The organism is Actinomycetospora sp. C-140 (genome assembly GCF_054796175.1).
Genome location: NZ_JBTWNF010000024.1, coordinates 21,886 through 43,104, shown reverse-complemented (window position 1 = coordinate 43,104; position 21,219 = coordinate 21,886). Strand labels below are relative to the sequence as shown.

General features: G+C 75.3%; 23 protein-coding genes and 1 pseudogene. 14 read left to right on the top strand and 10 right to left on the bottom strand.

Annotation, left to right across the window (positions count from 1 at the left end):
* Nucleotides 1–45: 45 nt before the first annotated feature.
* The 3 genes from dxs (at nucleotide 46) to ACR9E3_RS29260 (ending at nucleotide 4,004) form a co-directional block, all read left to right on the top strand.
* Nucleotides 46–2,034 (top strand): 1-deoxy-D-xylulose-5-phosphate synthase, encoded by a 1,989-nt coding sequence (gene dxs, locus ACR9E3_RS29270; RefSeq protein WP_460384396.1) that lies wholly within the window; start codon nucleotides 46–48, stop codon nucleotides 2,032–2,034.
* Between the two features lie 52 nt (nucleotides 2,035–2,086).
* Nucleotides 2,087–2,758, top strand: coding sequence for a response regulator transcription factor (locus ACR9E3_RS29265; RefSeq protein ID WP_460384395.1), 672 nt, complete (start codon nucleotides 2,087–2,089; stop codon nucleotides 2,756–2,758).
* A gap of 124 nt (nucleotides 2,759–2,882) precedes the next feature.
* Complete coding sequence (locus tag ACR9E3_RS29260) at nucleotides 2,883–4,004, top strand: sensor histidine kinase (RefSeq protein ID WP_460384467.1); 1,122 nt, start codon at nucleotides 2,883–2,885, stop codon at nucleotides 4,002–4,004.
* On the opposite strand, the gene ACR9E3_RS29255 is transcribed toward ACR9E3_RS29260, so the two are convergent.
* The 3 genes from ACR9E3_RS29255 to ACR9E3_RS29245 all read right to left on the bottom strand — a co-directional run bounded on the left by ACR9E3_RS29255 (nucleotide 3,983) and on the right by ACR9E3_RS29245 (nucleotide 7,237).
* A complete protein-coding gene (locus ACR9E3_RS29255) occupies nucleotides 3,983–5,293 on the bottom strand; it encodes an HRDC domain-containing protein (RefSeq protein WP_460384394.1) in 1,311 nt (436 codons plus the stop codon). The two genes, ACR9E3_RS29260 and ACR9E3_RS29255, sit on opposite strands and share 22 nt — an antisense overlap.
* Nucleotides 5,294–5,481: 188 nt before the next feature.
* The gene (locus ACR9E3_RS29250) at nucleotides 5,482–6,198 is read right to left on the bottom strand and encodes a response regulator (RefSeq protein WP_425550260.1); all 717 of its coding nucleotides are present in this window, start codon (nucleotides 6,196–6,198) and stop codon (nucleotides 5,482–5,484) included.
* 433 nt (nucleotides 6,199–6,631) lie between these two features.
* The gene (locus tag ACR9E3_RS29245; RefSeq protein ID WP_460384392.1) at nucleotides 6,632–7,237 is read right to left on the bottom strand and encodes a DUF3000 domain-containing protein; all 606 of its coding nucleotides are present in this window, start codon (nucleotides 7,235–7,237) and stop codon (nucleotides 6,632–6,634) included.
* Between the two features lie 157 nt (nucleotides 7,238–7,394).
* Between ACR9E3_RS29245 and hemE the strand changes: the two genes are divergently transcribed.
* The 5 genes from hemE (at nucleotide 7,395) to ACR9E3_RS29220 (ending at nucleotide 12,448) form a co-directional block, all read left to right on the top strand.
* The gene (hemE, locus tag ACR9E3_RS29240) at nucleotides 7,395–8,480 is read left to right on the top strand and encodes a uroporphyrinogen decarboxylase (RefSeq protein WP_460384391.1); all 1,086 of its coding nucleotides are present in this window, start codon (nucleotides 7,395–7,397) and stop codon (nucleotides 8,478–8,480) included.
* Complete coding sequence (hemG, locus tag ACR9E3_RS29235; RefSeq protein ID WP_460384390.1) at nucleotides 8,477–9,922, top strand: protoporphyrinogen oxidase; 1,446 nt, start codon at nucleotides 8,477–8,479, stop codon at nucleotides 9,920–9,922. Before hemE ends, hemG begins: the two co-directional genes overlap by 4 nt.
* A gap of 23 nt (nucleotides 9,923–9,945) precedes the next feature.
* The gene (locus ACR9E3_RS29230) at nucleotides 9,946–11,298 is read left to right on the top strand and encodes a DUF2252 domain-containing protein (protein WP_460384389.1); all 1,353 of its coding nucleotides are present in this window, start codon (nucleotides 9,946–9,948) and stop codon (nucleotides 11,296–11,298) included.
* A gap of 46 nt (nucleotides 11,299–11,344) precedes the next feature.
* A complete protein-coding gene (gene hemQ, locus ACR9E3_RS29225; RefSeq protein ID WP_460384387.1) occupies nucleotides 11,345–12,037 on the top strand; it encodes a hydrogen peroxide-dependent heme synthase in 693 nt (230 codons plus the stop codon).
* A 96-nt stretch (nucleotides 12,038–12,133) separates the two neighbouring features.
* On the top strand, nucleotides 12,134–12,448 hold the full coding sequence (locus tag ACR9E3_RS29220) for a hypothetical protein (protein ID WP_460384386.1): 315 nt from the start codon (nucleotides 12,134–12,136) through the stop codon (nucleotides 12,446–12,448).
* A gap of 3 nt (nucleotides 12,449–12,451) precedes the next feature.
* Here ACR9E3_RS29220 and ACR9E3_RS29215 read toward each other — a convergent pair whose 3' ends face one another.
* The 4 genes from ACR9E3_RS29215 to ACR9E3_RS29200 form a co-directional block, all read right to left on the bottom strand.
* Complete coding sequence (locus tag ACR9E3_RS29215) at nucleotides 12,452–12,871, bottom strand: PH domain-containing protein (protein ID WP_285649931.1); 420 nt, start codon at nucleotides 12,869–12,871, stop codon at nucleotides 12,452–12,454.
* Between the two features lie 164 nt (nucleotides 12,872–13,035).
* Nucleotides 13,036–13,773: a TylF/MycF/NovP-related O-methyltransferase gene (locus ACR9E3_RS29210; RefSeq protein ID WP_460384385.1), complete on the bottom strand. Its 738-nt coding sequence runs from the start codon at nucleotides 13,771–13,773 to the stop codon at nucleotides 13,036–13,038.
* A 49-nt stretch (nucleotides 13,774–13,822) separates the two neighbouring features.
* Nucleotides 13,823–14,248 carry a peptide-methionine (R)-S-oxide reductase MsrB gene (gene msrB, locus ACR9E3_RS29205; protein ID WP_460384383.1) on the bottom strand — a complete coding sequence of 142 codons (426 nt, stop codon included), beginning with the start codon at nucleotides 14,246–14,248 and terminating at the stop codon, nucleotides 13,823–13,825.
* 27 nt (nucleotides 14,249–14,275) lie between these two features.
* The gene (locus tag ACR9E3_RS29200) at nucleotides 14,276–14,593 is read right to left on the bottom strand and encodes a hypothetical protein (protein WP_460384381.1); all 318 of its coding nucleotides are present in this window, start codon (nucleotides 14,591–14,593) and stop codon (nucleotides 14,276–14,278) included.
* A gap of 48 nt (nucleotides 14,594–14,641) precedes the next feature.
* Between ACR9E3_RS29200 and ACR9E3_RS29195 the strand changes: the two genes are divergently transcribed.
* The 5 genes from ACR9E3_RS29195 to ACR9E3_RS29175 all read left to right on the top strand — a co-directional run bounded on the left by ACR9E3_RS29195 (nucleotide 14,642) and on the right by ACR9E3_RS29175 (nucleotide 19,439).
* On the top strand, nucleotides 14,642–15,112 hold the full coding sequence (locus ACR9E3_RS29195; protein WP_460384380.1) for a MarR family winged helix-turn-helix transcriptional regulator: 471 nt from the start codon (nucleotides 14,642–14,644) through the stop codon (nucleotides 15,110–15,112).
* A gap of 17 nt (nucleotides 15,113–15,129) precedes the next feature.
* Nucleotides 15,130–16,164 carry a non-homologous end-joining DNA ligase gene (ligD, locus tag ACR9E3_RS29190; RefSeq protein WP_460384378.1) on the top strand — a complete coding sequence of 345 codons (1,035 nt, stop codon included), beginning with the start codon at nucleotides 15,130–15,132 and terminating at the stop codon, nucleotides 16,162–16,164.
* Between the two features lie 143 nt (nucleotides 16,165–16,307).
* A complete protein-coding gene (locus ACR9E3_RS29185; RefSeq protein ID WP_460384377.1) occupies nucleotides 16,308–17,372 on the top strand; it encodes a polysaccharide lyase in 1,065 nt (354 codons plus the stop codon).
* A gap of 88 nt (nucleotides 17,373–17,460) precedes the next feature.
* Entirely contained in the window at nucleotides 17,461–18,435 is a 975-nt protein-coding gene (locus tag ACR9E3_RS29180; RefSeq protein WP_460384466.1) for a zinc-binding dehydrogenase, read from the top strand.
* An 8-nt stretch (nucleotides 18,436–18,443) separates the two neighbouring features.
* Nucleotides 18,444–19,439 carry an RNA polymerase subunit sigma-70 gene (locus ACR9E3_RS29175; RefSeq protein ID WP_460384375.1) on the top strand — a complete coding sequence of 332 codons (996 nt, stop codon included), beginning with the start codon at nucleotides 18,444–18,446 and terminating at the stop codon, nucleotides 19,437–19,439.
* Between the two features lie 117 nt (nucleotides 19,440–19,556).
* Here ACR9E3_RS29175 and ACR9E3_RS29170 read toward each other — a convergent pair whose 3' ends face one another.
* The 3 genes and pseudogenes from ACR9E3_RS29170 to ACR9E3_RS29160 all read right to left on the bottom strand — a co-directional run.
* Complete coding sequence (locus ACR9E3_RS29170; protein WP_460384374.1) at nucleotides 19,557–19,880, bottom strand: rhodanese-like domain-containing protein; 324 nt, start codon at nucleotides 19,878–19,880, stop codon at nucleotides 19,557–19,559.
* On the bottom strand, nucleotides 19,877–20,296 hold the full coding sequence (locus tag ACR9E3_RS29165) for a hypothetical protein (RefSeq protein WP_460384373.1): 420 nt from the start codon (nucleotides 20,294–20,296) through the stop codon (nucleotides 19,877–19,879). Before ACR9E3_RS29165 ends, ACR9E3_RS29170 begins: the two co-directional genes overlap by 4 nt.
* Before the next feature lie 45 nt (nucleotides 20,297–20,341).
* A pseudogene (locus ACR9E3_RS29160) lies at nucleotides 20,342–20,560 on the bottom strand (helix-turn-helix domain-containing protein); the annotation flags it as partial.
* A 116-nt stretch (nucleotides 20,561–20,676) separates the two neighbouring features.
* Here ACR9E3_RS29160 and ACR9E3_RS29155 point away from each other — a divergent pair.
* Nucleotides 20,677–21,189, top strand: a complete 513-nt coding sequence (locus tag ACR9E3_RS29155; RefSeq protein WP_460384372.1) for a cupin domain-containing protein — start codon at nucleotides 20,677–20,679, stop codon at nucleotides 21,187–21,189.
* Nucleotides 21,190–21,219 lie beyond the last annotated feature (30 nt).

The window sequence follows — 21,219 nt, the reverse complement described above, 5'->3', positions numbered from 1 at the left end:
GACTGGCGGGGCCGTAGCCGTCCACCCGCCGAGCCGAGGTGTCCTGTGACGTTGCTGGACCGTGTCCGCACCCCTGCGGACCTGCGAGGGCTCGACACGGACGAGGTGACCGCCCTCGCGACGGAGATCCGCACGTTCCTCGTGGACAAGGTGTGCCGCACCGGCGGCCACCTCGGCCCGAACCTCGGTGTGGTGGAGCTGACCCTCGCCCTGCACCGCGTGTTCGACTCGCCGCGCGACGCCCTGGTCTTCGACACGGGCCACCAGAGCTACGTCCACAAGATCCTCACCGGCCGGTCCGGCGACTTCGACGGACTGCGCCAGCGCGACGGCCTGTCGGGCTACCCGAGCCGCGCCGAGAGCGAGCACGACCTCGTCGAGAACTCCCACGCCTCCACGGCCCTGTCGTGGGCCGACGGGCTGGCGAAGGCCGACGCGCTCACCGGACGCGACCGGGCGATCGTCGCGGTCGTCGGCGACGGCGCCCTCACCGGCGGGATGTGCTGGGAGGCGCTGAACAACATCGCGGCCGCCCCCGACCGGCCCGTCGTGATCGTCGTCAACGACAACGGCCGGTCGTACTCCCCGACGATCGGCGGACTCTCGCGCAAGCTCTCCTCGCTGCGCCTGCTGCCCCGCTACGAGCAGGCCCTCGAGCACGGCAAGCGCGCCGTGCAGGGGCTGCCGCTGGTCGGGTCGACGCTGTACTCGGCCCTGCACGCCGCGAAGGCCGGCGTGAAGGACGCCCTGAGCCCCCAGCCGCTGTTCGCCGACCTCGGCCTGAAGTACCTCGGGCCGGTCGACGGGCACGACGTCGAGGCCCTCGAGCACGCGCTGCAGAGCGCCCGCGACTTCGGCGGCCCGGTCGTCGTGCACGCCGTCACCGCGAAGGGCCGCGGCTTCGCGCCGGCGGAGGCCGACGAGGCCGACCTCATGCACTCGCCCGGACCGCTCGACCCGGAGACCGGGCGGCCCGTCGGGCCGAAGCCCCGGGACTGGACCACCGTGTTCACCGAGTCGATGCTCGAGCTGGGCCGCGAGCGCTCCGACATCGTGGCGATCACCGCGGCGATGGGGGGCCCGACGGGGCTCGCGAAGTTCGGCGAGGCCTACCCCGAGCGCCTCTTCGACGTCGGGATCGCCGAGCAGCACGCGATGACCTCCGCCGCGGGGCTCGCCGCCGGCGGTCTGCACCCCGTCGTCGCCCTGTACTCGACGTTCCTCAACCGGGCGTTCGACCAGATGCTCATGGACGTCGCGCTGCACCGCGCGCCGGTGACGATCGCGCTCGATCGCGCCGGGGTCACCGGCAGCGACGGCGCCAGCCACAACGGGATGTGGGACCTGTCGATCCTCGGGATCGTCCCCGGCCTGCGCGTGGCCGCGCCCCGCGACGCGGTGACCCTGCGGGAGGAGCTGCGCGAGGCCGTCGCCGTCGACGACGGCCCGACCGCGCTGCGCTGGTCCAAGGGCGCGGTCCCGGCCTCGGTGCCCGCGCTGCGCACGCTCGGGCCCGCGGAGGGGCCCGGTCGGGTCGACGTCCTCGCCGAGCCGTCGCGGCCGTCGCGGGTCGCCCCGCGCCCCACGGCCGTCGACCGCCTGCCCGACAGCGCGCTGCCCGAGCTGCCCGACGTGCTCCTCGTGGCGATCGGCGCGTTCGGCGAGCTCGGGGTGCAGGCCGCGGAGCGTCTGACCGCCCAGGGCATCGGCGTCACCGTCGTCGACCCGCGGTGGGTCCAGCCCGTGCCCCGGGCGCTGACCGACCTCGCCGCCGAGCACCGTCTCGTCGTCACCGTCGAGGACGGCGGGCGCCACGGCGGCGTCGGGTCGGCGCTGGCCGAGGCGCTGTCGGCCGAGGGGATCGACGTCCCGGTGCGCCGGCTCGGGCTCGACCAGGCGTTCCTCGCCCACGCGTCGCGCGGGCAGGTGCTCGCCGCGGCGGGCCTCACCGACGCCGACGTCGCCCGCCGGGTCACCGAGTGGGTGTCGCGCCGGGACGCGCTCACCGTCCCGGACGCGGATCTCGCACGCTGACCTGGGATTGTTCTCAGCGCCTGCTCAGGTGACCTGTGGCACCGTGGAGGACGTGCGAGTACTGATCGTGGAGGACGAGCAGGCCCTGGCCGACGCGCTGGCCCGGGGCCTGCGCCGCGAGGGGATGGCGGTCGACGTCGCGTACGACGGCGACGAGGGCAGCGAGAAGGTCGGCATCACCCGCTACGACGTGGTGGTCCTGGACCGCGACCTGCCGGGGATGTCCGGCGACGACCTGTGCGCCGAGATCGTCGGTGGCGTCACGCGCGTCATCATGCTCACCGCCAGCGGCACGCTGCGCGACAAGATCGAGGGCCTGGCGCTGGGCGCGGACGACTACCTGCCCAAGCCCTTCGACTTCCCGGAGCTCGTCGCCCGCGTGCGCGCCCTCGGCCGCCGCGCCACGCCGGCCGTGCCGCCCGTGCTCCGCGCCGCCGACGTCGTGCTCGACCCGTCGAAGCGCACGGTGACCCGCCACGGCGCCCCCCTGGAGCTCACGCGCAAGGAGTTCGGCGTGCTCGAGGTCCTGCTCTCGGCGAGCGGCGCGGTCGTGAGCTCCGAGGAGCTGCTCGAGCGGGTGTGGGACGAGAACGCCGACCCGTTCACCACCACGGTGCGGGTCACCGTCATGACCCTGCGCAAGAAGCTCGGCGACCCCGGCATCATCGACACCGTCGTCGGCTCCGGCTACCGCGTCCCGGTGCACGCCCCCGCCGCCGTCTGAGGACCCGGCCCGACCGTTCGCGGGGGCCAGACGCCGCGGGTCGTACTGTCCGCACGTGCCAGCCACCCGGGTCGACGCGCCCGCCGAGGTCGAGCGCTCGTCCCACGAGCGCCGGGGCCCCGGGCTGCGCGTCCGCCTGACGCTGCTCGCCACCGGCCTGGTCGCCGTGGTGGCGGTGCTGCTGGTGTGGCTGGGCTGGGTGCTGGTCGGCGAGGTCGTCGCCGCCGTGCCGCAGCTGCCGCCCGGGACGCCGGTGCTGGTCGAGGGCGTCCGGGTCCCGGCCGGTGAGCTGGCGGACGCGCTGGGGAAGTCGGCGCGCACCGAGGTGCTGCGCGTCGGGTCGATCGCGTTCGCGATGGTCGTGCTCGCCGCCGGGCTCGTGTCCTGGGTCCTGGTGCGGCGGGTGCTGCGCCCGCTGCACGACGTCACCGCGACGGCCCGGCGCCTGTCCGCCGAGTCGCTCGACGCGCGGATCGGGGTGTCCGGGCCCCGGGACGAGGTCGCCGAGCTCGCCGCGACCTTCGATGCCATGCTCGACCGCCTGCAGGCCGCGTTCGACGCCCAGCGGCGGTTCGTGGCGAACGCGAGCCACGAGCTGCGCACGCCGCTGGCCGTGCTGCGCACCGAGGTCGACGTGACCCTCGCCGACCCGGACGCCGACGCCGCCGAGCTCCGGCGGATGGGCGAGGTGATCCGCGACGCGACCCGCCGCGCGGAGCACCTCGTGGCGGGCCTGCTGCTGCTCGCGCGCACCGAGGCCGCCGACACGGTGCCGTCCGAGCCGGTCGACCTCGCCGAGACCGTGCCCGGCGCCCTCGACGCGCTGCGGGCCGAGGCCCGGGACCGGGCCCTGCGGGTGCGGACGGACCTCGCCCCGGCCGCCGTCACCGGCGACAGCGCGCTGCTGGGGCGGGTGGCCGGCAACCTCGTCGAGAACGCGGTGCGCCACAACGTCGAGGGCGGCTGGCTCACGGTGCGCACCGGCGCCGAGGACGGCCACGCGGTCCTGGCCGTGTCCTCGTCGGGGCCGGTCGTCTCGCCGGCGATGGTCACCGAGCTCTTCGAGCCCTTCCGCCGCGGCGCCGGGCGCACCGGCAGCGGGACCGGCCTCGGCCTGTCGATCGTGCGGGCGGTCGCCCGGGCGCACGGCGGGCGGGTCGTCGCCGAGCCGGTCGAGGGCGGCGGCCTGGCGGTGACGGTGGAGCTGCCGCTGCGTGCGGAGGCTCAGGTGCCGTCGGAGTCCTGAGCGGCGTCCTGGGCGGAGTCCTGGGTGGCGGGCGGCTCGGCCCGCAGCGCCTCGGCCAGCAGGGGAGCGGCGAGCTCCGCCTGCCAGGGGCGCGCGCCCAGCGCGCGCAGCGCGACGTCGACGGCGTCCGCGTCGGCCTCGGGCGGCGACCAGCACAGCCGGCGCACGAGGTCGGGCGTCACGAGGTTCTCCACCGGTGTGCCGACGCGCTCGGAGAGGCCGGCGAGCGCCGCGCGGGCGGCGGCGAGGCGGGCGGCCGCCGCCGGGTCCTTGTCGCCCCAGCGGTGCGCGGGCGGCGGACCGTCGGGTGCTGCGGCGCTCGCGGGCAGCTCGGTGCGGGGCAGGGCCCGCGCCTGCTGGATCGCCGACCACCAGCGGTCGGCGAGGCGGCGCTGCGCGCGGCCGCGGAAGACGGGCATGCCCGTGAGCTCGTCGCGGGTCGCGGGCTCGCGCACGGCGGCGTCGACGATCGCGGCGTCGGGCAGCAGGCGCCCGGGCGCGACGTCGCGGGCCGCGGCGAGCTCGTCGCGGGAGCGGTACAGGGAGCGCACGACGGCGAGCTGGGCGGGCCTGCGCACCTTGTGCAGGCCGGAGGTTCGACGCCACGGCTCGGCGCGCGGGGGCGGCGGCGGGGCGAGGCGGACGGCCTCGAACTCCTGCTCGGCCCACGCCGTCTTGCCCTGGCGCTCGAGGTCGGCGGCGACGGCGTCGCGCAGGTCGACGAGGAGCTCCACGTCGAGCGCGGCGTAGGTGAGCCAGTCGTCGGGCAGGGGGCGGCGTGACCAGTCGGCGGCGCCGTGGCCCTTCTGCAGCCGCACGCCCAGGAGGTGCTCGGTGAGCGGGCCGAGGCCGACACGCGGATAGCCGACGAGGCGGCCGGCCAGCTCGGTGTCGAAGAGGCGGTCGGGGCGCATGCCGACCTCGTCCAGGCACGCGAGGTCCTGCGAGGCGGCGTGCAGCACCCACTCGACGCCGCGCAGGGCGTCGCCGAGCGCGGTGAGGTCGCCGCCGCAGGCGATGGGGTCGACGAGCAGGGTGCCGGTGCCCTCGCGCCGCAGCTGCACCAGGTAGGCGCGCGCCGAGTAGCGGTAGCCCGAGGCCCGCTCGGCGTCGACGGCGACCGGACCGGTGCCCGAGGCCAGACGAGCGGCGGCGTCCGCCAGCGCGGTCGCGTCCGCGACGAGTGGCGGCACGCCGTCGGCCGGTTCGAGCAGGTCGACGACGTCCGGGTCGGGTGCCTCCGGTACGTCCGCCTGCCCGTCCCGTGCGGAATCCGTGTCGGTCGTCACGGAGGAGGCAGTCTGCCCCTCCGCGCCGTCATCCGCCGGAGATCCGGAGGAAGTCGCGGGCGTGTCGGCCCCGGATCCCCCGGGGACGGTCCGGCCACGGACCCCGCCGGCGCCCCCGGCGGGGTCCGTGGACCGCGAGACCTGGGCCGGCCGCCCTGCTTCGGCGGCCGACCCGCGTGCCCTCGCGCTCAGCGGATGACGCCGGCCCGCATGGCCAGCGCGACCATCTGCGCACGGTCACCCGTGCCGAGCTTGCGCCCGATCCGGGAGAGGTGGCTCTTGACCGTCAGCGCCGAGAGGCTCAGCGCGTCGCCGATCTCCTTGTTGGAGCGCCCGTCGGCGACCAGCTGCAGCACCTCGACCTCACGGGCCGAGAGCTCCCGCGGGGTGTTGTCCGTCGCCGGCACGCGGGTGCCCGCCGCGAGCAGCGGAGCGACCGACGGGTCGGCGTACAGGCCACCCTCGAGGACCCGCCGCACGCCGTCGGTGACGACGCCGGGCGAGGCCGACTTGAGGAGGTACGCCTGGGCGCCGGCCTGGAAGGCCGCCCGGACCGCGGACGGGTCGTCCGAGGCCGCCAGCACCACGACACGGTTCCAGCCCTGCGCACGGAGCTCGGCGATCAGGTCCAGGCCGCTGCCGTCGGGCAGCCCCAGATCCAGGATCGCGAGATCGCACGGCCCGCTGGCCAGCGCCCGGGTGCGGGCCTCGGAGATCGAGGCCGCCTCGTGGACGGTGCCCGCGCCCATCGAGGAGAGCCGCTGGGCGATCGCCTCGCGCAGCAGCGGGTGGTCGTCGACCACCAGGACAGTGAACATCTCTTCCCGCGGATGCGGGACCATGGCCGGCGGCAGCAAGCCGCTCGCGACGCCGCGAAGGGCCATGCCTGGGCCCACGGTTGCCACGTCGAGTACCTCCTAGAAGTCGGTCTTGCCCCCCGACATTCCGCACCGGGCCCTCGAACCATCGACCGCGCCGCCGATCGGACGAGGAAGTGCGTGCGAGAGAAGATATCCCCCCGGGCGAGTTAACGAGAGCATCAGGGCCAACTTCGCTCGGTGGAGTTTCGCGTGTTACGCGGCCGCGGTCACACGTTGGAGTGGACAGACTCCACGAAATCGTCTCTATGTGACACTGCGTGTAGTCGCTGCTACGCAGCGTGCTCGGTGGCGCCGACCGACGCATCCTGGCTGCAACCAACGACGCAGTGCCTGCGCGTGACCGACGCAGCACGCACGGGCTGATCGGACGGCAGCCTGTGCATCCTCAAAATTTGCAGGATGAGCTGCAGATGCATGTACAGAATTGCGGAAGCGATACCGCCAGTACCGGGGAATGTCAGCCGGAACGCCCGGCGCGACGGGCACCGAGCGTCGTCACGCCCTCGGGCGGAAGTCCCGCGGCGATCGCGAGAACGCCCGCGAACGCCTCGCCGTGCGTCGTGAGGATCTCCTCGGTGGGCGTCCACGACGCGCGCAGCTCGAGATCGGTCGCGTGGGTCGGCCCGCTGATGTCGCCGAACCGCACCGACGACGTCTGCGTGACGGTGCCGCCCAGGGCCGTCCAGCTCGCGCCCGAGTCCTCGAGCGCCCCGGTGAGCCAGGACCACGCGACCTCGGGCAGCAGCGGGTCGCCGGCGTGCTCCGGGTCGAGCTCCGCCCGCACGAAGGTCACCACGCGCAGGGTGCCGTCCCAGGCGTCCTGGCCCTCGGGGTCGTGCAGCAGCACCAGGCGGCCCGTGACCACGACGTCGGCGTCGTCCACCTCGCCCGCGCCCGGCGCCGGCGGGGTCGCGAGCACCTCCGCGCTCCAGGCGGCCGAGTAGGGGGCCAGGCGCTGGGGCGGGCGCATCGTGCGCAGCTCGATCTCCGGGCGCGTCCGGAGGTCGTCGAGGGACTCGACCGCGCGCCGGAACGCCTCGGGATGGGTGGTGGGCGCCGTCACCTCGATGACAGTAGGCCGAACGGGTTCCGATCTGTACCTCCCACGCCGGGCTGCCCCAGGCGTCCCTCCGGTGACCGCACGTCCCGCCCGTCACCGGTACCGGCATCCGGAGCACGCGCACGGTGCTCCCGGCGGGTCGTGGGAGGATGGCGGGACCATGAGCGGGGCAGGGGTCGTGAGCACGGGCAGCGCAGGCACCACCGGCGGCACGGCGCGGCGGCACCTGCCCGACGCCCCGTTCCTCGCCGCGGCGCGGCGCGAGCGGCCGTCGCGCCGGCCGGTGTGGTTCATGCGCCAGGCCGGGCGCTCGCTGCCCGAGTACCGGGAGGTCCGGCAGGGCACGGGGATGCTCGAGGCCTGCCTCACCCCCGACCTCGCCTGCGAGATCACCCTGCAGCCGGTGCGCCGCTACGGCGTGGACGCGGCGATCCTGTTCTCCGACATCGTCGTGCCGCTGAAGGCTGCGGGCGTCGGCGTCGACATCGTCGCCGGCACCGGCCCGGTCGTGGAGCACCCCGTGCGCACGGCCGCCGACGTCGCGGCGCTGCCGCGGCTGGAGTCCGAGGGCGCCGCCCCGGTCGCCGAGGCCGTGCGGCTGCTGATCGGCGAGCTGGGGGAGACGCCGCTGATCGGCTTCGCCGGCGCGCCGTTCACGCTCGCGTCCTACCTCGTCGAGGGCGGGCCGAGCCGCAACCACGAGCGCACCAAGGCGCTGATGCACGCCGAGCCGGACACCTGGCACGCGCTGTGCTCCGCGCTGGCGGACATGACGCTCGGGTTCCTGCGGGCCCAGATCGCGGCGGGGGTCGACGCCGTGCAGCTGTTCGACTCGTGGGCGGGCGCGCTGTCCGAGCGCGACTACCGCGAGCTGGTCATGCCGCACTCCGCGCGGGTGCTGCGCGGGCTGGCCGACGCCGGGGTGCCCCGCATCCACTTCGGGGTGGGCACCGGCGAGCTGCTCGGGGCGATGGGCGAGGCCGGCGCCGACGTCGTCGGCGTCGACTGGCGCGTCCCGCTCGACGTCGCCGCCGCCCGCGTCGGGCCGGGCCGGGCGCTGCAGGGCAACCTCGACCCCGCGCTGCTCTTCGCGGGCCACGCCGTCGTCGAGCGCGAGGTCCGCCGGATCCTCGCCGAGGGCTCGGCGGCGGAGGGCCACGTGTTCAACCTGGGCCACGGCGTCCTGCCCGAGACCGACCCGGACGTCCTCGCGCGGGTGGTCGACGTCGTGCACGCGTTCCCGTGACCCGCGTCCTCGTCGCCGGCGGCGGGGTCACCGGGCTCGCCGCCGCCCACCGCCTGCGCACGCTGCTCGGGCCCGACGCCGGGATCGTCGTCGCCGAGGCGGCCCGCTCCCTGGGCGGCAAGCTCTCCGCGCTCGAGGTCGGCGGGCGGCGCGTCGACGTCGGCGCCGAGGCGTTCCTCGCCCGCCGGCCCGAGGCGGCGGCGCGCGTGGCCGAGCTGGGGCTCGGCGACCAGCTGGTGCACCCGGGCGCGGCCGCCTCCGCGCTGCGCGTCGGCGGGCGCACGGTGGGGCTGCCCCCGCGCACGGTGATGGGCGTCCCCGGCGACCCCGACGTCGTGGGCGACGCGCTCTCCCCGGCCGGGGTCGCGGCCCTGCGCGCCGACCGCCCGGGGTCCTGGGAGCGGGGCGGCGACGTCGCGGTGGGCGCGCTGGTGCGGGAGCGCCTGGGCGACGAGGTCGCCGACCGCCTCGTCGACCCGCTGCTCGGCGGGGTCTACGCCGGACACGCCGACGGGCTCTCGGTCCGCGCGACCGTGCCGGCGCTCGCGGCGGCCCTCGACGCCGACCCGCGCTCGCTGCTGGCCGCCGCCCGCGCCTGCCTCCCGGCGCCGCCGGTCGAGGGCGCGCCGCCGGTGCCGGTGTTCGGCACCCTGCGCGGGGGCCTCGCCGACCTGCCCGCCACGCTCGCGCTCGCCGCCCGCGCCGAGATCCGCCTCGGGCGCACCGTGACCGCCGTGCACCGCACCGCCGGGGGCTGGCGCGCCGAGCTGGCCGCGGAGTCGGGGGAGACGGCGGCGCTCGACGTCGACGCCGTCGTCCTGGCCGTGCCGCCCCCCGCCGTGCGGCGCCTGCTCGCCGACCACGCCCCCGTCGCGGCGCGCGCGGCCGGGGAGATCGAGCTCGCCTCGTCGGCCCTGGTCGTGCTCGCCCTGCCCGCGGCGGCCGCCGCGCCGCTGGCCGGGCGCTCGGGGGTGCTCATCGGGGCGGGGGAGCGGCGTCCCGACGGGCTGCCCTGGACGATCAAGGCGGCCACGTTCAGCGCGGAGAAGTGGCCGCACCTCGCCCCCGACGCCGGCGACCCCGAGGACACCGCGGTCCTGCGCCTCTCGATCGGGAAGTACGGCGACGCGGCCTCGCTCGACGCCCTGCGCCGCGACGACCCGGACCTCGTCAGCGCCGCGCGCGACGACCTCGCCGCCCTCACCGGGGTCGACGCGGTCCCGGTCGAGTCCGCCGTCGTCCGCTGGCCCGGCGGGCTGCCGCAGTACGGGGTCGGCCACCTCGACCGTGTCGCGGCCCTCGAGGACGGCGTCGCCGCCCTGCCCGGGCTGGCCGTCGCCGGGGCGGCCCTGCGCGGCGTCGGCGTCCCGGCCTGCCTCGCCACCGCCGACGCCGCGGCCGAGCGCGTCGCCGCCCACCTGAGCACCGTGGCCCGCGCCTGACGAGCGGTCCAGACTCCCCGGGTATGGACGATCTCGCGGGAGCGCTCGGGGCCCGGGACGACGAGGAGCGGACGACGGTCATCGTCGCGACGCTCGCCGACGCGTTCGCCGACCTGATGGCGGTCTCGCCGGCGGGCTTCCGCACGAAGTTCCGCAAGATGGCGGCCGACGCGTTCGCGTTCTACCGGGGCAGCGCGTGCCTGTTCTACGCCGACCTCGCCGACCGCGACGACCCGTGGATCGACGAGCGGACCCGGCGGGTGTGGATCCAGGGCGACCTGCACGCCGAGAACTTCGGCACCTACCTCGACGGCGACGGCGTGCTCGTGTTCGACGTCAACGACTTCGACGAGGCCTACGTCGGGCCCTGGACCTGGGACCTGCGCCGGCTCGTCGCGAGCGTGGCCCTGCTCGGCTGGTCCAAGGCGTTCTCCGACGCCGACATCGACGCGCTGAACGCCGCCTACCTGCGCGCTTACCTCGCCGCCGTGCGCTCGTTCGCCGGCGGCTCCGCCGAGCGCGAGTTCGCCCTGACCCGCCAGAACACCGACGGCCCGATCCGCGCGGCGCTGCAACGCTCGCGGGAGCGCAGCCGGCGCGCCCTGCTCGACGACCTCACCGAGATCGAGGGCGAGGACCGGGTGTTCCGGCTCGGCCCCGGCGTCCGGCGCCTCGACGACGCCGAGCGCGCCGAGGTCGTCGCCGCCTACGAGGCCTACCTCGACACGATCCCGCCGGCGAAGCGCTGGCCGGCGCAGGCCTACACCGTCCACGACGTCGTCGGGCGCAGCGGCTTCGGCATCGGCAGCGCCGGGCTGCCGGCCTACAACGTGCTGATCGAGGGCCCGACCGAGGCGCTCGACAACGACATCGTCCTGTCGATGAAGCAGGCCGTGCGCGCCGCGCCGAGCCGCGCGGTGGACGACCCGGAGATCGCGTCGTCGTTCCGCCACCACGGTCACCGCACCGCGCTGTCCCGCCGGGCGCTGCAGGCCCACGCGGACCGCCTGCTCGGCTGGACCGTGCTCGGCGACGTCGGCTACGTCGTCAGCGAGCTCTCCCCGTACGAGAACGACCTCGACTGGGACGACCTCACCGAGCCCCGCGAGCTGCGCGACGTGCTCGTGCAGCTGGGTCGCGCCACCGCCCGGGCCCACTGCGTGAGCGACGCCGACGCCGAGCAGGCGCTGGTGGCCGGCCAGGTCGAGGACGCGATCCTCGCCGTCGTGGGGGACCGGGAGGACGCCTTCGTCGCCGACCTCGTCGCGTTCGGCCGCGACTACGCCGGGGTGGTCCGCGACGACCACCGTCGCTTCGTCGAGGCGTTCCGGGCCGACCGAGTGCCCGGGGTGTCGAGCGCCGAGGAGTCGCTGTGATCGGCGGGCCACGGACGGCCTCCGGGTCCGGTGGCACCATGGGACCGTGGCCCGGCTGAACTACGACGAGCTCAACTCGACCCTCCGCTACGCGATGTGGTCGGTGTTCCGCACCGACCCGGCGCGGCTGCCCGAGGACCGCGCGGCGCTCGGCGACGAGGTCGCCGGGGTGCTCGAGCAGGCCGAGGGCAAGGGTGTCGTGACGCGGGGGGTGTACGACCTCGCGGGCATGCGGGCGGACGCCGACTGGATGGTCTGGACCCACGCCCCGGACATCGAGGCGCTGCAGGCCACCTACACCGCGCTGCGTCGCACCGGTCTCGGCCGTGCCTCGACCCCGTTCTGGTCGGCCACGGCGCTGCACCGGCCCGCGGAGTTCAACAAGAGCCACGTCCCGGCGTTCATCGCGGGCGAGGAGCCGAAGGGCTACCTCTGCCTCTACCCGTTCGTCCGGTCGCTGGACTGGTACCTGCTGCCCGACGAGGAGCGGCGCACCATGCTGGCCGACCACGGCAAGGCCGCCCGCGGCTACGCCGACGTGCGCGCCAACACCGTGCCGGCGTTCGCCCTGGGCGACTACGAGTGGATCCTCGCGTTCGAGGCCGACGAGCTCGACCGCATCGTCGACCTCATGCGCGACCTGCGGGCCACCGAGGCCCGGCGCCACGTCCGGGAGGAGGTCCCGTTCTTCACGGGGCCGCGGGTCACCCCGGGCCAGCTGGTGACGGCACTTCCCTGAGCGCGCTCCCCTGTTCGGGTGCCGTCCGGCGTACCGGACGAGCCGTACATCGATCAAGTTGGCGCACCACGCAGGGCGACGTGACATATTCCGTGTGTGGCGACCGTCGGCTTCCTGCACGTGGCGGCCGCCCATGTCCACGCGGCCCGCCGGCTGCTGGCCGAGCACGCGCCGGGCGTGACCGACGTCCACGTCGTGGACCGCACGCTGCTGGACCCGACCGGCGACGTCCGCACCCGGATCGCCGCGCGGGTCGGCGAGCTCGTCGGCCGCGACGTCGACGCCGTGGTGTGCACGTGGCCCGCGCTGCTCGGCGACGTCGTCCGCGTGGCGCGCGAGCGCGGGATCGCCGCCGTCGGCGTCGAGGAGCTCGCGGCGGCCGCGCCGGAGAGGCCGGCTCTCAGCGCCTGACCCCTAGTGGTCGATGAGGTGCCAGGTGACGAGGTCGTGGATCTCGGCGGCCTGCTCCTCGCCGCGGCACGCGACCTCGTAGAACGTCCGGCCGATCTGGATGGCGACCGTCCGGGAGAAGATCGGGTCGTCCTCGGTCGAGACGAACGCGACGGTGGTGATGCGGCTGTACGGCGCCGTGATGAGGGCGGCGCGGGCCCCGGGGAACGCGGTGTCGAGCAGGATCACGCGGCGGTTGGTGAGCCCGCACAGCGCGATGGCGCTGTCGCTCGCGTACACGCCGTCGATGTGCTCCTCGGGCATGAGGCTGTCGCGGATGACGTCGTACTGGACGCTCTCGTCGAACCGCGGGAGCCGCGCCGCGAGGGGGTGCGGGCGCCGCGTGTGGTGGGGCGCGGTGCCGGGGCGGGTCGGGTGCGTCATCGACGGCATGTCCTCTCTCCCGTGAGACGGAGGCGGGCGGGCCGTCTCCCGACCGTAACGATCGTGCCCCGACACGCCCCCTACGGGTGGTCACGGACACCGGCGTGCCCCCGGAAAGCCGCATCCCGGGGGCGCACACTGGTCCGGACGGACCAGCGCGACGGTCAGCGGTACTCGAGGAGCAGGTGCTGTCCCCAGCGCGCCATCGACAGCGGCCGCACGGTCTCCGGGTGCTCCTCGACCCACTCCCACACCGCGCGGAGCTCCGCGTCGTGGTCGAAGAGGTCGTCGAAGTAGACCAGCGTGCCCGGGCGGAGGTGCGCCTCGAGCCAGTCGAGGACCTCGCGGGTGCTCGAGTACAGGTCGCAGTCGACGTTGACGACGAGCTCGTCGTGCTCGGGGAGCTCGCGCCCGGGCAGGGTGTCGGAGAACCACCCCGGCACGATCTCGACCCTCGGGTCGTCGAAGCGCGGGACGATCCCGGTGGCGAAGCTGCCCGCGGGGGCGTCCTGGTGCCAGTCGTTCGGCAGCCCGTCGAAGCTGTCGAACCCGACGAACCGGGCGCCGGGGGTGGCGAGGTGCTCGCTCCACCACTGCAGGGTCCGGCCCTCGTGGACGCCGAACTCGAGGTAGAGCGGCCGCGGCGAGCGCAGCCGGTCCACGATCTCGGCGAACACGTCGAACCGGTCCCCGCGGTTGGGGACGTGGGCCTCCATCTGCCGGATCCAGTTGCCCTGCTCCAGCGCCCCGAGGGCGGTGCGCAGGCCCGTCAGCTGGCGGGTCGAGAGCTGGCGGCCGGCCGCGACGAGCAGCCGGCGGGGCTGGATCGGGGCCAGGTGACGGGCGAGGGCGCGCAGGATGCGACGACGGTGAGCGCGCGTCGGGAGTACGGCGGCGGTCATGAGCCGAAAAGCGTAACGACCCCGTCAAAAAGCGAACAAGGTGGGGGGTTCAGGCCGTCGGCTCCAGGCGGAGGCTCACCGAGTTCATGCAGTACCGCTGGTCGGTGGGGGTGCCGTAGCCCTCGCCGCTGAAGACGTGGCCCAGGTGCGAGTGGCACGTGGCGCACAGCACCTCGACGCGGGTCATGCCCATCGCGCGGTCCTCGCGCAGGATCACGTTGTCGTCGGCCGAGGGGGCGTAGAACGACGGCCACCCGCAGTGCGAGGCGAACTTGGTCTCGGAACGGAAGAGCTCGGCGCCGCACGCCCGGCACGAGTAGACGCCCTCGGTGAAGACCTCGTCGTACTCGCCGGTGAACGGGCGCTCGGTGCCCGCCTGACGCAGCACCTGGTACTCCTCCGGGGAGAGCTGCTCGCGCCACTCGTCGTCGGACTTGCTGACCTTCGGGGCGCCGATCGAGGAGTCACTGCTCATGCACCCAGGCTAATACGCCCCGCGAGGTCAGAACGCCGAGCTGAGCACGACCTCGAGCGCCTCGAAGATGACGAAGCCGGTGCCCAGGAGCACCAGGGCCACGAGCACGACCGCGGCGAGCCGGCGCGCCCCGCCGGCGCGGTTGGCCGACTCGGCGAAGTCGCGGACGCCGGCCAGCTGGCCCTCGACCGTGAACGCCGGCGGGGCGACGCGCTCCATGCGGTCCAGGTGTGCGGCGAAGGCCCGGGCCTCGGGGTCGTCCGGGTCCAGGCCGACGAGATCCTCGGCGAAGCGCCCCGGCGGACCGGTGTGATCCCCGTCGCGGGGCATATCGGGCGAGGTCATCGCGCCACGGTAACCCGCGGGTCTTCACGGCGGGCCTACCCTGGTGTCATGAGCACGGACACCACGGCGACCACGACGCTCGACGCGCAGTTGTGCTTCGCGCTGCACGACGCGTCGCGGGCGATCGCTGCGTCCTTCCGCAAGGGCCTCGCCCCGCTGGGCCTGACGTACAGCCAGTACGTCGTGCTGCTCGTGCTCTGGGAGCACGGGCCCACCACCATGGGTCGCTTGTGCCGCGAGCTGCACCTCGACAGCGGCACGCTCTCGCCGCTGCTGCAACGTCTCGAGGAGCGCGGCCGGGTCGTGCGCCGGCGCCGCCCGGAGGACGAGCGCACCGTCGAGGTCACGTGCAGCCCGGAGGGCGAGGCGCTGCGCGAGCCGGTGATCGCGGTCCAGCAGCGCGTGCGGGCCGAGACCGGCATGGAGGAGGAGGACATCACGCGCATGCGCCGCGACCTCCAGGCGCTGGCCGACCGGCTGCGCACCGCCGACGAGAGCATCGTGACCGGCGAGGGCTGAGGGCCTAACCTGCCGCCGTGGCGAAGTCCCCGGCCGAGGAGATCGACGTCGACGGCCTGACCGTGCGCGTCACCAACCCCGACAAGATCTACTTCCCGGACCGGGGGATCACGAAGCGGCAGGTGGTCGAGCACTACGTCGCCGTGCGCGAGCCCCTGCTCGCGGTGCTCTACGAGCGGCCCACGCACCTCAAGCGGTTCGTCGACGGCGTGACCGGCGAGTTCTTCTACCAGAAGCGCGTGCCCAAGGGCGCTCCCGAGTGGGTCGACACCGTCGAGGTCCGCTTCCCCAGCGGGCGGCCCGCCACCGAGATCTGTCCGACGCGCACGGCGGTGCCCGCGTGGGCGGCCAACCTGGGCACGTTCGACTTCCACCCGTGGCCGGTGCGCCGCGGGCAGGTCGACCAGCCCGACGAGCTGCGGATCGACCTCGACCCGCAGCCGGGCACCGACTTCGCCGACGCCGTGCGGGTCGCCGGCGTGCTGCGGGAGGTCCTCGACGACGCCGGGCTGCGCGGACGCCCGAAGACCTCGGGCGGTCGCGGGATCCACGTGCTGGTGCCGGTGCGCCCGGAGTGGGACTTCGTCGGGGTGCGCCGCGCGGTGATCGCCCTCGCCCGCGAGGTGTGCCGGCGCATCCCGTCGGAGGCGACCGTGGACTGGTGGAAGGAGGAGCGCGGCGAGCGCGTGTTCCTCGACTACAACCAGGCCGCCCGCGACCGCACGATCGCCTCCGCGTGGTCGGTGCGCGGCACCCCGCGGGCGACGGTGTCGATGCCGCTCGCGTGGGACGACCTCGCCGACGTCGACCCCGACGACTTCGACGTCCTCACCGCCGCCGGCGTGCTCGCGGAGCGGGGTGATGCGCTGGCGGGCCTGCACGACGACCCGGGCAGCCTCGAGACGGTCTTGGAGTGGGTCGAGCGCGACCAGCGCGACCACGACCTGGGCGACCTGCCCTACCCGCCGGAGTACCCCAAGATGCCGGGCGAGCCCAAGCGGGTGCAGCCCAGCCGGTCCCGCGCGGACACGACGGGGAAGACGGTCGGCTGAGCGCGCGAACCACGCCGCTGTAAGTCACCGGAACGGCCAGTCGTCACACGCGACACTCGCGCCACACGTGTCCCGTACGTGATCGTCGATCTCCAGAGGATCGGGAGGCACTCGCCGTCCCGCCCGAAGGCGGGAGGCGCGGCGTGTCCGGTGCTGGGGGTCGTCACCTGGTCGGGACGCTCGCGTTCCTCCTCGCCGTGGGCCTCGTGCCCGTGCTCGCTGCGGCGCCGGACGGCGTCCGTGTCACCCTGAGCGCGTCCGGCACACCGTCGCCGACGCCTCCCACGCCGGACCCCCGGTCGCGGTACGACGAGGGCTTCGAGCCCCCGCCGCCGAGCGACCCGGCCACGCCCACCACGACGACCACGCCCACGACCACGCCCACGACCACGCCCACGACCACGCCCACGACCACGCCCACCACCACGCCCACGACCACACCCGGGGAGCCGACCACGTCGCCCACACCGACCCCGCCGCCCGAGGACCCGGCCACGGCGTACCCGAACGACCGTGGCGGACCGGTCGTCCCGGTCGGGCCGCGGGAGCTCTTCCGCGGCGACTACGAGACCGGCGACTTCAGCCAGTGGGACATCTGCCAGACGGCGACCACCAACTCGCGGTGCGCAGGCTTCGGGCAGGGGGACCGCACGATGCGGATCGTCACCGACGACGTCCGCCAGGGCCGGTACGCGGCCCAGTTCGACGTCGCGCCCGGCGACGTCCCCGACTTCGGCGGCGGCGAGCGGGCCGAGGTGCGCTCGGACGCCGACGGCGTCGTGGTCCACGACGGCGACGAGCGCTGGTACCAGTGGTCGATGAAGTTCCCGGCGGACTTCCCGAACCCGACCGGCGTGTGGTTCATCGTGATGCAGTGGCACGCGGGCTCCGGCTCACCGCCCCTGGCGATCACCGTCAGCGACGACGGTGACGTCCAGATCGGCGGCGACGGGCTGCGCAGCGAGCCGCGTCGCACCCTCGGGCCGGTCCGGCGTGGCGAGTGGGTCGACTACACCCTGCACGTGAAGTTCTCCCGCGACCACGACGCGGGCTTCGTCGAGGGCTGGGAGAACGGGGTCGCCACCGTGCCCCGCGAGGCCCGGGCGACCATGACCAGCGACGAGAACTACCTCAAGCAGGGCGTCTACCGGGACACGGGTCCCGCGACGTGGGTGCGGCTCGACGGGCTGCGCATCACCGGGCCCTGAGGCACCGATTCCTTCCGGTCCCGCCCCGGGTCCACCTGGGGGGAGGCACGTCCGCCTCCGTTCCCCCGGTGACGAAGGGCCCGTGACGATGCGCGCGCTGCAGCAGACCTCCCTCGACGGACCGCACGACATGCACCTGGTCACCGACGTACCGACGCCGCGCGCCGGTCCGGGCGAGGTCCTCGTCCGCGTCGTCGCGGCCGGGGTGAACTTCGCGGACGTCGCGAAGGCCCGTGGCACGTTCGGGGGCGGCCCCCGCCCCGTGTACACCGCAGGCTTCGAGGCCGCCGGGGAGGTCGTCGCCCTGGGCGAGGGCGTGACCGGTCCGGCGGTGGGGACCCGCGTCGTCGGTGTCGGCGACGGGGCGTTCGCCGAGTTCGTGGTGCTGCCCGCGGCCGCGGCGATGCCCCTGCCCGAGGGCTGGACCGAGCAGCAGGCGCTGGGCCTGGTCGTCAACTGGCCGACCGCGCTCGCCGCTCTCGGCCCGCTCGGCGGTCTCACGGCGGGGCAGACGGTGCTGGTCCACGCCGCCGCGGGCGCGACCGGGCAGGCGGCGGTCGTCGCGGCGAAGCACCGCGGCGCGATCGTCCTCGCCGCCGCCTCGCCGGAGAAGCACGGCGTCGTGCGGGCCCTGGGCGCCGACCACGTCCTCGACGCGCGCGGCGCCGACCTCGCCGCCGAGGTCCGGGACCGGACCGCGGGCGCCGGCGTCGACCTGGTGCTCGAGTCGGCGGGCGGCGCCGTGTTCGCCGCGAGCCTGGCCGCGGCGAAGCGGGTGACCGGTCGTGTCGTGGTCACGGGCTCCGCCGGCGGCGAGGCGGCGCTGACGACCCGGGACCTGGTGTACCGGCACCCGGTCCACGTCGTCGGGTTCAACCTCGGCGCGCTGATCCGGGCCGCACCGGCGGTCTTCGGCGAGGTCATGGGCGAGCTGACCGGGCTCGTCGCCGCCGGCGTCGTGCCGCCCGGCCGGCCCACCGCGTACGACCTGGCCGACGGCGCGACGGCGCTCGCCGACCTGGAGGCGCGTGCCACCATCGGCAAGCTCGCGCTGCTGCCCTGAGAGGACCCGTGACCGGAGTCGACCCGCGCGCTGCCCCCGACCGCGGACGGTTCAGCGCCGAGACCGAGCGGTTCCGTCGGGAGCTGGTGGCGCACTGCTACCGCATGGTCGGCTCGGCGCACGACGCCGAGGACCTGGTGCAGGAGACCTACCTGCGGGCGTGGCGGGCCTACGACGGGTTCGCCGGGCGCGCCTCGGTGCGCACGTGGCTGCACACGATCGCCACGAACGTCTGCCTCACCGCGATCGAGCGCCGCCGCGTCCGGCTCCTGCCCTCGGGGCTGACCGGCCCGAGCGCCGGCGACGATCCGCCGACGACCGTCGGGTCGGGCGAGGTGTCGTGGCTGGAGCCGCTGCCGGACGCCTGGATCGTCGCGCCCGCCGACGACCCGGCGGCGGTCGTGGTCGACCGCGAGTCCGTCCGGCTGGCGCTCGTCGCCGGCCTCCAGCACCTGCCCGCCCGGCAGCGCGCGATCCTGCTCCTGCGCGACGTCCTGGCGTTCTCCGCGTCCGAGACCGCGGAGGTCCTGGGGACCACCACCGCGGCGGTCAAGAGCGGCCTGCAACGCGCCCGGGCGCGGCTGGCGGAGGTGGCACCGGACCCCGCGGACCTGCTCGGCCCCGACGACGAGCGCGCCCGCGCACTGCTCGACGGGTACGTCGCGGCGTTCGAGCGCTCCGACGTCCGCCTGCTGGAACAGGTGCTGCGTGCCGACGCCACGCTCGAGGCGACACCGTTCCGCGACTGGCAGTCCGGTCGCGGCTCGTGTCTCCACGTGCTCGGGTCCTTCGTGCTGGGCACGCCGGGCGAGTGGCGGATGCTCCCGACCCGCGCCAACGGCCACCCCGCCGCTGCGGTGTACCGCCGCCGTCCCGACCACGTGATGCGCGCGGACGGTGTCGTCGTCCTCGTCCCCACCGCCGCGGGCGTCGCGCGCGTCGTCAAGTTCGCGGACCCCGCCCTCGTCGCGGCCTTCGGCTTCCCGGACGCCCTCGCGCCCTGAGACGTCGTGACAATGCCGCGGCGGCACGGTGTCGGCGACCCGTGTGTCCGAATCGGAACCCGCTGCGGAGGCGCCCGACCCGGCGGAGCACCCGTCGCCCCGGGACACGGGTGCTCGTCAGCCGAGGGAGCCCGGCGCCCCGTCGTCGCGCACGATGGCGCCGCCGTCGTCCGCCCAGGCCCGCAGGCCACCGCCGAGGCTGACGGCGTCGACGCCCGCCTCGGTGAGCGCGGCCGCCGCGCGCGATCCGCGCCCGCCGCCGCGGCAGGTCGTGATCACCGACCGGTCGCCGAACTCGGCCGGGTCGAGGTCGCCGAGCGGGCGGTGGAGGGCGTCCGGGGCGTGGCCGGCGTCCCACTCGTCGGGCTCACGGACGTCGACGAGCACCGCCTCGCCGGCGTCGAGACGTCGCCGTGCCTCGGCGGCATCGATCTCGGTCATCCGTCCTCCTCGGGGTGGATCGCGGTCAGGAACATCCGCTGCCAGGCGTCGACCAGGTGCTCGCCGACCGCCGCCGCCGACCAGCCGCGGCCGTCCACCAGCAGCGTCCAGTACTCGGGGCCGTTCATGCTCCAGATGATGTCGGCGACGGTGTCGTCGGTCAGCTCGGGGCGCAGCTCGCCCGTCCCGCGGAGGTCGGCGGCGAAGAGGCGCATGTTCGCGGCCCGCCGGTCGCTGATCTCCTGCCAGAGCGCCGCGGAGTCGGCGTCGGCACCGGCGGCGTCGCGCAGGGCGAGGTACACCGGGGCGAGGCGGACCTGCAGCGCGACCAGCCCGTCGACGTAGGCCCGGACCTTGTCGCGGGCGGTGGTGGCGGCCTGCACGCGGGCGACGTAGTCCCGCTGGAGTGCGGGCACGGCGTGGTCGGTGCCGGAGATCGCGCTCTCGAGGACCTCGCGGAGCAGCGCCGGTTTGCGGCCGACGGTGGCGTAGACCGTGTCGACCGCGACCCCGGCCCGGCGGGCGACCTCGGCGACCGGGGTCGCCCGATAGCCGTCGCGGACGAAGAGCTCGCGGGCGGCGTCGAGGACGGCACGGCGGGTCGCCGCGGCCTGCTCCTCGCGGCGGGGGGAGTGGTAGCGCCGGGTGGACCGCCGACCCCGGGCGTCGCTCGTCGCCAGCGCCTCGCTCCTTCCACGATTTCGCCCGAACGTACATCGGGCGGATTGACAGGAGCAATGCGCCGCGCCAACCTCTGTTCATCCGAACGAGCTTCGGGTCAACACAGAGGGGTCCGATGCCCACGACGAGCACCGCCGACGACCGCGTGGTCGCCCGCGCAGCCGGAACCGGCCCCGCCACCTGGGCGATGGGCATGTTGCTCGAGCGCCTGGTCGGCGGCGAGGACACCGGCGGCCGGCTGTCCGCCTCGGTCGTCACCCAGCCGCCCGGCCAGGCCAGCCCGCTCCACGTGCACACGCGGGAGGCGGAGGCGTGGTTCGTGCTCGACGGCACGGTCACCTATCGGGCGGGCGACGAGCTGACGCGGATGGGCGCCGGCGACTTCATCTACCTGCCGTCCGGGGTGCCCCACGCGTTCCGCGTCACGGGCACGGCCCCCGCGCGGTTCCTGGCGCTCGCGCTGCCGGCCGGCCTGCTCGACATCTACGACGAGGTCGGCCGCCCCGCCACCGAGCGTCGTCTGCCGGACGGCGGGTTGAGCCCCGCCGACCTGGAGCGCTGGACGGAGGCCGGTCCGCGGTACGGGCTCCAGGTGGTGGGCCCGCCCCTCACCCCGCAGGAGGCCTGACGCGGGCCCATGACCTGCGAGGTCATCGAC